The following is an 11,805-nucleotide window of genomic DNA, read 5'->3' as shown; positions in this document are numbered from 1 at the left end:
GGACGGGGACCGGTGGTACGGGCGGGACCGGAGGCACTGGCGGCACGGGCGGGAACGGCGTGCCTTCAGGGGAAGCGGGCGAGCCCGGGGCACCGGCTCCGACGGGCGGCATCTTCGGCCCCGGCTCGGTGCTCGCGGGACTTCAGGACCGCATCGAGGTGCAGCGCCATGGTCCGCTGGAGGAGCGGCGGGTGGCTCGCGCGAGGCAGGACGCGCGCAAGCTGGCGTCGCTCATGAAGACGCTGGACCTGGAAGGGGACTCCGGCTGCAAGGGCACGCTCGACGCGCTCTGCGAACAACTGTGCGAGGCGCAGAAGGTGGTGGCCCAGGCGGTGCCTCCTCCCGGTCGTCCGGTGGGCGCGCTGTCGGAGTCGCAGGAGATCGTCGCGCGGCAATTGCGCAATCTCCAGAAGCGGCAGGCGGATGCGCTCGCCGCGCTCGAGGAGGCCCTGGCTCCCTGCGCGGATGAAGACCCCGCCACGCACGCGCGACGCCTGGACCGGATGGTCACGTTCCTGGATGGCTTCGTGAACGGCCTCATCCAGGAGGCGAGGGATCAGCTCGTCCTCCTGAAGGGCAGCGAGGCGCTGAACCGCGCGGACATCGCGTTCGGCGCGGAGGCGGGCGTGGCCCGGCCGTTGGGCCTTGCCGGCGCCGGCGTGGACACGTTCTTCCTGCAGCCCCTGACGGATGCCTCGGGGCTCTCCTCCCAGGAACCTCCGGTGCGGCCGGGCGACTGGCTGGTGGTGGCGGAGGACGTGGAGCGTCTGGGCCCCGGAGGCGCGAAGGGCACGGAGCGCATCTACCGCGAAGCGCTGCGGGTGCTGCGCGTGCGCATGGAGACGCCCGCCGGCCAGCGCACGCCCATGACGCAGGTGACGTTCCAGCCGCCGCTCTCCCGCGCGTACGCCTTGGACCGGGTGGTGCTGCTGGGCAACAACACCCTCGTCAGCGAGGGCGCGACGGTGGAGGAGGTCGCCGAGCCCGTGTTGGACCGGCGGACGGTGCCCCTCCTGCATGCCCCCGTGACGTGGCTGCGGGACGCGAGCCACGCGGGAGGCCGCAGGCCCGAGGTGTCCCTGACGGTGGGGGGGCGTCCGTGGCGACCGGTGGATTCACTCCTGGAGGCCACTCAGGACGAGCCCGCCTTCGCGGTGGAGTCGTTGCCGGGAGGCGCCGCGCGACTGCGCGTAGGCGGTCAGGACCACGGCGCGGCGCTGCCGCTGGGCGCGGAGGTGCGCGTGCGCTACCGCGTGGGCCGGGGTGTGGGAGGCAACCGGACGGCGCTGCGGCTGACGGCGATGGGCACCCCGCATCCCTGCGTGGAGAAGACCTTCAACCCGCTGCCTTTGTCCGGCGGAACGGATCCGGAGGCCCCGGCGCTGGCGCGCGTGCTCGGGCCCGCGATGGTAGGCGCGATGGACCGCGCGGTGTCCGTGTCGGACGTGCAGGCGCTGACGCAGGTCTTCGACGGCGTGCACCGGGCGAACGTCTTCCGCGATGGCGTGCGCCGACGCCTGCTGACGGTGGTGGTGTCGGGCCTGGACGGAGCGGCCCTGGGCCGGGAGGACCTGGAGGCGCTGGGCGCGCACCTGGCGGCAAGGGTGGCTCCCGGCGTGGAGCTGCGCCTGCGGAACCGGCAGCGCGTGGAGGTGCGGTTGCGGCTGCTCCTGCGCCTGGTGAAGGGCGCGGATCCGGTGACGGTGCTCCAGCAGACGCGCCTGCGGCTGGGCGTGGACCGCGAGCCGGAGCGCGAGCCGGGCCTGTTGGATCCGGACCGGGTGGAGCTGGGCGAGGACCTCCAGTTGTCGGACGTGTACGGCGCGCTCGCCGGCATCGACGGGCTGCGCTCGGTGGTGGTGCAGGGGCTGCATCGCGAGGGCACGCCGCCGTCGCTCTCCGAGCGCATCTCCACCGCGCCAGGGGAGCTGCTCGCGTGGGCGCCGCCCGCGGGCGGAAGCGACGGCGTCGCGCTGTTCTACGAGGAGGCGCAGGACCTATGAGCCGTCCCTCGCAGCGTCTGCTCCAGCTCCTGCCCGGCCTCTACACGGCGCGGGACGCCGGCCTCGCGGATCATCCCTTCCTCAAGCTGCTCGCCGTGCTGGGCACGGAGCTGGACGCGTTCTCCGGCGCGGTGGACCAGCTCTGGGATGATCACTTCGTCGAACGGGCCGGACCCCAGGCGCTGCCCCTGCTGGCGGAGCTGATGGGCGCACGGCTCATCACCGACGACCCCCGCGTGCAGCGTGGCGTGGTGGCGCGCGCGGTGGCGTGGCGTCGCCGCAAGGGCACGCTCGCGTCGCTGGAGGAGCTGCTCTCCGTCACCAGCCTCTGGGACGCGGAGGTGGATGAGGCCTTCCGTTCGCTCCTGGAGACGCAGGACCTCAACGACCTGCTGCCCTGGCGCGGACGCACCGCGGTGGTGTGGGATCCCATCGGCCTCTCGGATCCGCTCACGCGCCGCTCGGCCGGCACCGAGCGTCCCCGCGACGGCATCCCCGAGCGCGGTCCGCTGCTGGGCGTGGCGCCGGGCGAGACGTTGGACCAGGCCCTGCGACGGCTGGGCCGGGCGGACGCGGGACGCAACGCCGCCTCGCCGCGCACGTTGGATCTGCTGGGCTGGGCCCGTCCGGACGTGGCCCTCATCCGCACCGCGCGCCTGACGCCCGTGGAGCTGGAGGAGGTGACCCCCGCCGTCGTGCACGTCCTGCCCAACGGCTACCGGGGCTTCCGCGTGGATCCGTTGGACCGGGATGGACCCCTGGTCTGGCTCCAGCCACTGGAGCGCGCGGACCTGACCGGAGGACTCACCGCGCGCCATGAGCCTGAACCCGCTTCGCTCGCGACGGGGCGCACGGCGGCGATGCTGCTGACGCCCACCGCGCTGGCGGAGGACGCGGACGCGGCGGAGCGCGCGGATGCCCTCACCGTCTCCGTGGACGGCATTCCGCTGGTGGGGCCGGAAGCGCTGCCGCTCCTGCGAGGCCCGCTGCCCATCGCGCCCGTGGGACCCGCGCCCACGCTCCGGTTCGCGGACCGGGGCCGGCCATCGCCGGGAGACCAGTGGCGCCTCATGCTGCTCGCCGCGCGTGAGGAGTCGGACACGACGCTGCTGACCTCCGTGCTGGAACCGGGAGCGCTGAACACCGTCACCGTCACCCCGGACGCGAACCAGCTCCTGGGCGGCACCACCGCGGCCCTGTTCGTCGAACGCCTGAAGGGCGAGCCGCGCCTTCGCGACACGGACGGCACGTGGCGCACGCTCACCACCGGCATCCGCCTGGGCCTGCCCCGGAGCAACGCCGTCCGCGTGGAGCTGGCGGGAACACCGTGGGGGGTGCGCATCGAGCAGCACCTCGCGGATGAAAGCCTGCGCCTGGTCCGCTTCGATGCGAGCGCCGACGGGGGACCGTGGCAGGCGGAGGAGCTGGTGGGGGCCCCGCCTCCGGATGGGCCGGGCATGTCGGTGGCGGCGCTCGCGGACGCGCTGCTGCTGGTGGCCCCGGACGGCGCGGGGAAGCTGGGCGTGTGGTCCGTGACGGCGCTGGACGGCGCCACCCCGACGGCGACGCGGCTGGACACCCCGAGTCCACGCCAGCCCGCGGCGCGATTGGCCCCCAGCCTGTGCGTGCGCGGGGGACGGCTCTTCATCTTTGGCGGAGACCTGGGTGGCGCGCCCACCGGGGACCTGTGGTCGCTGCCTGTCGGGGGGGGCACGTGGCGTCCGCACGCGGTGCGCAATCGCCAGGAGCGCAAGGCGGCGACGCTGCTCGGCACGCCGCAGGGGCTGGTGCTCGTGGGCGGGGAGGCCGTCACCGGGGAGCTGGCCGTGACGGTGATGGGGTGTGACCCCGCGTCCGCGAGTCCGGCCTGGCGTCCGCTGGTGCCATTGCCCATTGATCCGGCACTGCCCGGGGTGCTCGTGGCCACGCAGACCGCCACCGGAATCGAAGCCCTCGTGTGGGCGGACACGACGCGGCCCCGCGCGCTGTCCCTCACGTCGGGCGCGAGCGCGTGGGTCGCGGGCCCCCTGGAAGCGGACGGCACGAACCCTCCGATTCCCGGCCAGGTGCTGTACGCCGACGGGCGCGCGCTCTTCGTGGACCCCGTGCCGCTGCCCGCGTCGGAGGTCGTCTTCTCCCTGGGCGGGCGTGGATACCTCGCGTTCCTGCCGGAGCTGGCGCTGCTGCCGGACGAGTTCCTGCGCTTCAACGTCGCCAACGACGGCGCCGTCTTCATCGAGCCCCGTCCGGGCCAGCCCCTCCCGCTGGATGCGCGTCCCGGCGGCGCGTACCACGCACGGGATGCGTCGCTGTCCGGCGATGCGCGCCGGTATTCGGTGCCCGGTCGGCTGCGGCGCCACCCGTTCCGGCTGCGTCAGCGAAGCCTGGGGCCCTGGAACACGCTGGCCCCGAGCAACGCCGACGGCATCGTGGCGGTGGATCCGCGCCTGGGCCGCATCGTGCTCCAGGACGACGCCCCCTTGGGCCGCGTCACCGTCTCCGCCCGCGTGGGACGGGGCGCATCCCTGGGCGCGGGACTGCTCCCTCCGGACCGCCGTCCGCCCGACGACTGGGCGGAGCCGGACCTCCCGCTCCCCGAGCCGCCGGACCTCCCCGGCGCCGGGCGTCCCGTCACCGCGTGGATCTCCCCGCAGCGCGCGGGCGGAGTGCTCGCGGCGGGTGACGTGGAGCGACCCATCGTCGCCACCCTCGCGGAAGGTCTGGGCTTCGGCACGCCGCCAGTCCTGGGCCTCATCGGCTCGCCGCGCCTGCCACCGGAGCGCCTGTCCCAGGGACTGGAGTCGGGCCTGTCCCTCTTCTCCGCGGACACGGGCGCGGCGCCCTGCATCGGCGCGGATGAGCACGGCGTCTCGTTGGCGCTCTACCCGGGCTTCGGCGGAGGCGCCGACACGCGCGTATGGCTCGCCGGCCTGTGGCTCGCGGGGCGGTTGGACCTGGTGCTCACGCGAGGGGCGGTGGACCTGCGCTGGTGCAACCTGGGCGCGCCCGGGCAGGTGGGGCTGTGGATGCCGGGCGGTGGGCATCAGGACATCAGCGCGCGCCGCTCGCTGCCTCCGCCCGACGTGGAGCTGCGCCTCTACGGCTGCATGGTGGGCGCCATCGAGCTGCCGCCCTGGGTGCACCTCATCGCCGCGGGCTGCACCTTCGACGCGGGCAGCCGGGAGGCCACCGCCATCCGCGCGGCCGGTGCGCGCGTGCGCTTGCGGCACTGCACGGTGCTGGGCGCGACCGAGGCGGGCGTGCTGGAGGCCTCCTCCTGCGCCTTCGCGGGCGAGGTGCGCACGGACCGTCCGGACCTGGGCTGGGTCCGCTACAGCCTGCTGGGGCGCGGCGGTCAGCCCCCGGTGTCGCACCAGTCGCGGGTGCACACCGTGTCGTTCCAATCCAACCGCCAGACGGATCCGGGCTACCTGGTGCTGGCGGACAACAACGGCCCCGAAGCGCTCCGCGCCTCCGAGCGCGGCGGCCTCCCCGGCGCCCACGGCGAACGCTCCAACCACGAGCGGGAGCTGCTCGCGCGCACCGACGACAGCATGCCCATTGGCGTCACGCCGTTCCACGCCGACCGCACCCAAGACGACCTCACCCGGATGAGCCGATCATGACCGTGAAAGCGTACACCTCCAGGTCCCGCTTCGACGAAGCCCGGCGCTTCTCCGGCGTCTATCAGCAGATGGGGCGCATGAGCCTCGACGCCGACCACAACGAGGAGGTGCGGCTGCGCACCGTGGACGCGCGCCGCCGCTCCGCCGACGTGGCCGACGGCTCGCCCGACGACGGCTTCCGCATCGGCGACACGTTCCTCGTGGACCCCATCGGCAACGTGCTCGGCTGGGAGGGGCAGGGGCTGCCTCCGGGCGACGAGCGCGTCATCCCGCGCGAGCTGCGCCTGGACCGCTACGACGCGGAGACGCTGCCCTTCGTGGTGCGCAGCCGGGGCCACGTGGCGCTGCGCCGCACGCTGCCCACGCCCCTGGACCTCACCCGGGTGACCAGAGCGGACGGCTCCACCTTCAGCGCCTCCGCGCTCGTCATGGGCCTGCGCTTCGAGCGTCCGCCCACCGACGATGAGATCGTGGACATCCGCGTGGTCGTCGCGGACACGGACGGCCACGAAGCCATCGTCTCCGCGGGCCTGGGCCAGCGTCCCTCCGGCTGGCACGACGTGCGCTTCCCCGTCTCCGCGCTCACGGGCGTGGACGCGACGAAGGTGAAGGCCTGGGGCGTGCTGGGCCTGCCGCCGGTGGCCCGCACCTGGGTGTCCGCGCTGCGCGTGGAGGACGCGGCGCTGGGCCCCGACGTCGTCATCCGGGGCGGTGACGGAACGCTGCCCGGCGCGGGCCGCATGCTGCTCAACGGCGTGCGCGTCTTCCTGGAGCGCGACCTGCGCTACACCGCGCAGCCGGATCTGCCGGAGGCGCCCCCGCTGGCCGCGCTGCCGGCGGACGGCAGCCGGCACCACTTCTTCTTCCTGGACTGCTGGGAGCTGACCACCACCCGGTACGACGACGCCTTCCTGGACGAGCCCGCGCTGGACGGCCACGACACCACCGTGCGCCTGCGGCTCGTGTCCCAGGTGCGCGCGCTCCAGGGCCTGTCCGCCACCGACGCTGAAATCCTTCCCACGCCCACGGGTGGGGGACGTCTCACGACGAACGTCCCGAAGGGCGCGCTGCCGGACCGCTTTCCGCCGGAGCCGTTGGACCCGTGCCGCGACCGCTGCCTCTCCACCGAGAACGCCTCCACGGGTGAGGGCTACCTGGGCTCCGACAACCTCCACGTCCGCGTGGAGCTGTTCGAGGGCGGAGCGCGGCCGGTGGTGCTCTGGTCGCGTGACAACGGCTCCACCGTGCTCCCGCTCACCGCGCCCGCGTCCGCGGATGCGATGACGCTCCAGGTGTCCCCCGAGAGCGCGGCGAAGCTCCGGGCCGGCGACCTCATCGTCATCGAGGACCGCGTCACGCGGCTCCAACCGGAGGGCGTGTCCCAGCCGGTGCTGCGGCGGCTGCGCGGCGTGCAGGCGGACACGGGCAAGCTGGAGCTGGCGGACGCGAGCGCCATGCTGACCACGGACCCCGTGCCGGTGCCGGTGGGGGGCACGTTGGGCCGGGCCTTCAACCCGGCGCAGGGCGCGGTGGTGCGGCGCTGGGATGGCGGCGACCTGCTCGTCACCGGCCTGCGCTACCGCTTCCCGGATGGCATCACGCTGGCCTTCTCCGGCAACGGCTGGCGCACGGGGGACTACTGGTCCTTCACCGCGCGGGTGCACGCGGCGGACGGAGCGGCCCGGGGAGAGGTGGAGCAGCTCACCGACGCGCCCGTGCACGGCCCGGTGCACCACTTCGTGCCGCTGGCCCGCGTGAAGGGTGGAGCGGCGCGCGCCTTCGAGGACCTGCGGCCCCGCTACCTTCCGCTCGCACAGGTGAGGGACCGGCTCGTGGAGCTGTCCGAGCGGGTGACGGGCCCCGGCGTCTTCACGGTGGTGGTGGGCGACGGCGTGCGCAGCTTCGGCGACATCGACCAGGACATGCTCGAGGGCATCACCGGCGATGAAGCCTTGCAGGCGGCGGTGGATCGGCTGAGCGGGCAGGGGGGCTCCATCTTCGTGCGCGCCGGCCGCTACAAGCTGGAGCACCCGGTGCTCCTGCGCAACCTGTCCTCCGTGCACCTGCTGGGGGATGGGGACGCCACCGAGCTGCGCACCCAGGGCTCCGGCGGCGCCTTCTTCGTGGACCGCTGCGGCCTGCTGGGCGACGTGCGCATCGAGGACTTCCGGCTGGTGGAGGCGCCCTTCGAGGACGTGGTGATTGGCGAGCCCCAGCCCTCCCTCCTCGCGTCCATCCCCCGCGTTTCGACGACGGACGGCCTGCGCTTCGTGCCGCTGCTGGAGGTGGACGACGACCGCGTGCTGGAGACGGACGACGTGAAGCACCCGTCCGCGGAGGCCGACTTCGTGGACGTGGTGGCCGAGCGCATCAAGATCCTCGTGCCCGGCCAGGGCCGCGCCGCGGGCTCGGTGGTGGCGACGCTGGTGCAACTGCGCAAGCTGCAACGGCTGCAGCCCGGCAAGCCGCTGGAGGACCTGCCGGAGGCGAAGCCCCTGCTGGACGCCTTGCAGACGCTGCCGCACGGCGTGGTGACCCTGGCGGACTCCAGCGGCGTGTCGCTGCGCCGCTGCCACCTCCAGGCGAACCAGGCGGGCAGCGAGGCGACGGGCGTGCTGGTGACGGGCACCTGCGCGCGCATCCACATCGAGGACAACCGCATCGTCGCGGCGACGGGCATCGCCGTCGCACCCTACGCGCCCTATCTGGCCGAGCGCTTCCTCGCGGCCTTCCCGCGCGCGGGCCTCTTCATCGACACGCTGTCCATCACCGGCAACCGGCTCCAGCCGCTGGGCGAGGCCACCACCGGCATCCACGTGGCGGACGGCACGCTGTCCGGCGTGGAGGTGCGGGGCAACCGCGTGCAGGGCTTCCACGTGGGCATCCTCGTGCAGGATCTGGCCGAGGGCGGCGCCACCGGCCCGGTGGACCGCGTGCTGGTGGCGGAGAACCAGGTGCTGGGCTCCGGAGCGGTGGGCATCCAGATCGCCGGCGACGGCGTGGACGTCGTGGGCAATGAGATCTGCAACGCGGTGTCGGACGGCCTGTTCCAGGTAGGCATCCAGCTCTCCGGCCGGGGACTGCGCGTGCGCGACTCCTGGATTGCCTTGCCCGCCGTGCCCGCCGCGTCGGTGCTGGGCGTGGTGGCCGGCATCGTCGTGGGGGACGGCCTGGACGACGGTCAGTCCAACGGCCGCCCCGCCACGGACGTGGAGGTGGTGGACAACCGCATCGAGGGCGCGGGCGAAGCGACGCCGGGCATTGGCATCCTGCTGGGCGGTCCGCAGCCGGTGTTCGACGTGCGCATCCGGGGCAACGTGGTGCGGGCGCTGGGCGACGCGGCGGTGCGCGCCTGGGGCACGGGCGGCGCGGTGGGGCGGATCCGCGTGGAGGACAACCGCTTTGAACAGGTGGCCCTGGCGGACGTGCCGTCGCAGACGGACAACACCCTGGCCCTGTCCCGGTTGGATCCAGGCCTGGAGACGAAGCTGAGCCCGGGCGCGCGGTCCCAGCCCCGGCCGCTGGTGGAGGCGCTGTTCGCCAACGTGACGCCCCGGGTGCGCGCGCCCCTGGACGCGGCGCTGCGGTGGTTGGAGCGGCTGACGCTGCGCGGGGCGGTGGTGCTGGCGGGGGTGGAGGAGGCCCACGTGAGCGGCAACCGGCTGCTCCAGGTGGGGCGCACGGAAGCGTACGGCGCGCCCGGGCTGGAGGACGCGGAGGTGCGCGTGGCGGGCATCGCGGTGGTGTCCGGCCTGGGCCTCACCGTGGAGGACAACGAGGTGGAGACCCTCCGCGCGCCGGTGAGGAAGACCGCGGTGCCACCGGTGAAACCGCCGGTGAAGCTGCCGCCCATCGCCGGGGTCCTCCAGCAGTTGGGACTCGCGCCGGCCACCCTCCGGCTGGAGCGCGGCGATGTGCACTCCGCCGTGGTGGGCATGTACGCCACCGTGTTGCAGTACACCGGGTCGGACGAGGACGGGCGCCAGCAACTGGGCCGGGGCCTGTATGGACCGCTGGACACGCTCGCGCAGCAACTGAAGGACCTGGGCGGCACGCCCGCGACCCTCACGGAGATGCTGGTGCGCGAAGTGGCGGAGATGCGCGCCGCCCAGGGCTTCGAGGACCACACGAAGACGTCGAACGCGGTCCGCTCGTCGCTGGCCCGCGCCTCCAGCTTCACCGCGCCGGAGGAGCTGTCCCAGGACGCCTGGGACACCGTGGCGCAGTTCGACCTGGCGACCGTGTCCGGCAAGGACGCGGTGGCGAAGACGGCGGACCGCATCAAGGGCTCCTTCGAGGTCCTGGTGCAGGGCCTGCCCGACACGGTGAAGAAGACGCTCCTGAAGGCCATCGCGGAGGTGCAGGGCGAACCGGGCGATCTACAGCGGTGCGTGGCGCTGGCCGCGGGCCTGAGCCAGGTGGCGCAGCTGCGCGAGGCGCAGGCCCAGAAGGCCCGTCAGCCCGTCATCGGACAGGCGGTGGGCCCCCGGAAGACCATCATCGGTACCTTCGCCACCAGCGCCCTGGAGCAGCTCCCGCGCAGGGGCCGCTCCATTGGAGTGAAGGCCAGCGCGGACGTGCTGCTGCAACTGCGCCAGTCCAAGGAGGCCCTGGCGGATCAGCTCAAGGACGTCCACCCGCAGCTGGCCCTGCAGGTGGAGGCGGACTACCGCGACGTGGAGCGCACGGGGGGGCAGTCGCGGCCGGTGGAGCGGCTGCGCTCCACCCTCAAGCAGATCATGGAGTTCACCAACGGCGAGGTGCCCCAGGCGACGCTCTCCGTGGAGGACGCGGAGCGCGTGACGGCGCAGGGCCGCACGGCCACCATCGGCCTGTACACCGCGAACCTGGACCGGCAGGCGGCGGGCCTCGTCACCGAATCCGAGGACACGGTGGAGAAGCAGCTGCGCTCCTTCGGCACCTCCGTGGGACAGCTGTCGGAGCTGGTGAGCGGGGACGCGGAGCTGTCCGCGCTCTCCTCCCAGGCGCATCAGGCGGTGCTCGCCGCCATCGCGCAGCCGCAGAAGCGCTCGGAGCAGGTGGCCATCGCGCGGGGCCTGTTGGACCGCATCCGCGTGCAGACGCTGGACGTGCTGCCGACGACGATCGCGCTGCCGCCCACGGGGCCGGTGTGGGCGGATCCCCTGGACCGCAGGCTCGCCGCGCTGGGCGCGCTGGTGCTCGCGGTGCGAGGCATGCCCCCCGGCAAGGTGCTCACGGATTCGATGGCGCTCTACGTGTCGCACTACAGCCGCGCCCTGGACATCGTGGGCATCGACGGGCAGTTCCGCGAGAGCGTCCTCCAGCGCATCCGGGAAGCCATCCAGCGGCTCACCACCCAGCAGCCGGACGACGTCACCCGCCAGGCCCTGCACCAGTTGGTACGGGAGCCAGCCGACCTGGCCGCCGAGGCCGTGGGCAAGGGCGCCGGGGCTTCCATCGCCGTCAAGGGGAGCCCGGTGACGCCGGAGCTGGAGGCGACCGCGGTGCTGCTGCGCTCGGCGGAGCAGGGCCTGAACCCGGGCGAGGACGACACGTCGCGCATCGCCCGGCTCCAGGAGTACCTGCGCCAGCGCGCCACGAAGGTCTCCGCGTCGCTCGTCGTCATCGTCACCGGCATGACGGACCTGGGCGGCATCCTGGAGGTGCTGCGCAAGGCCCTGGAGCAACTGGCGCGGGGCGAGGCTCCGGATCCGGGCGACCTGATTCCCCCCGTCTTCGACACCTTCCCCCAGCCCGCGGACGGCCTCTTCCTGGCGGGCGTGCAGGGCCGGGTGCGGCTGTCCGGAAACACCGTGCGGGACGCCGTCACGGGCATCACCGTCCTGCCCCCCTCGGGGCACGTCATGACGGAGTCGGAGGCGCAGCCGGGGTCGCTCCTCGACGTGGAGGGCAACCGGCTGGAGGGGTGCGCGGTGGCGGGCGTCGTCCTGCGGCAGGCGCTGGCGGTGACGGTGGTGGCGAACAACCACTTCTTCGCGTGCGGGGGGCTGCCCACCGCGGGCGACCCGGGTCTGGGCCAGTCGGTCGCCTCCTTCGCGGGCTCCGGCGAGCTGGTGGTGCGCGACAACGTCTTCCTGGAGAGCGGCAACACGCTGGCGCAGGCGCTGCTGCACGAGGTGGCCATCGACTGGCGCGGTGAGGTGGGCGTGCGCGGCAACACCGTGCGCCACGAG

3 protein-coding genes are annotated in these 11,805 nt (G+C 73.8%); all 3 read left to right on the top strand.

Annotated elements, in window-relative coordinates:
* Nucleotides 1-2,003: hypothetical protein (locus tag D7X74_RS32835; RefSeq protein WP_233602357.1), on the top strand; the 2,003-nt coding region annotated here is incomplete at its 5' end.
* A complete protein-coding gene (locus tag D7X74_RS32830; RefSeq protein ID WP_120536952.1) occupies nucleotides 2,000-5,629 on the top strand; it encodes a phage tail protein in 3,630 nt (1,209 codons plus the stop codon). The genes D7X74_RS32835 and D7X74_RS32830, both read left to right, overlap by 4 nt.
* Nucleotides 5,626-11,805 (top strand): right-handed parallel beta-helix repeat-containing protein (locus D7X74_RS32825; RefSeq protein ID WP_147446764.1); only part of this gene is annotated, 6,180 nt, incomplete at its 3' end. The genes D7X74_RS32830 and D7X74_RS32825, both read left to right, overlap by 4 nt.

The sequence above is a fragment of the Corallococcus sp. CA047B genome, assembly GCF_003612065.1.
Taxonomy (GTDB): Bacteria; Myxococcota; Myxococcia; order Myxococcales; family Myxococcaceae; genus Corallococcus; species Corallococcus praedator.
The sequence above is the reverse complement of the archived record's forward strand: the minus strand, read 5'-3'. Positions and strand labels throughout refer to the sequence as shown.

What these genes read in the sequence shown, in the direction of transcription:
- D7X74_RS32830 (WP_120536952.1), top strand. Translation starts at nt 2,000, where the DNA reads ATGAGCCGTCCCTCGCAGCGTCTGCTCCAGCTCCTGCCCGGCCTCTAC.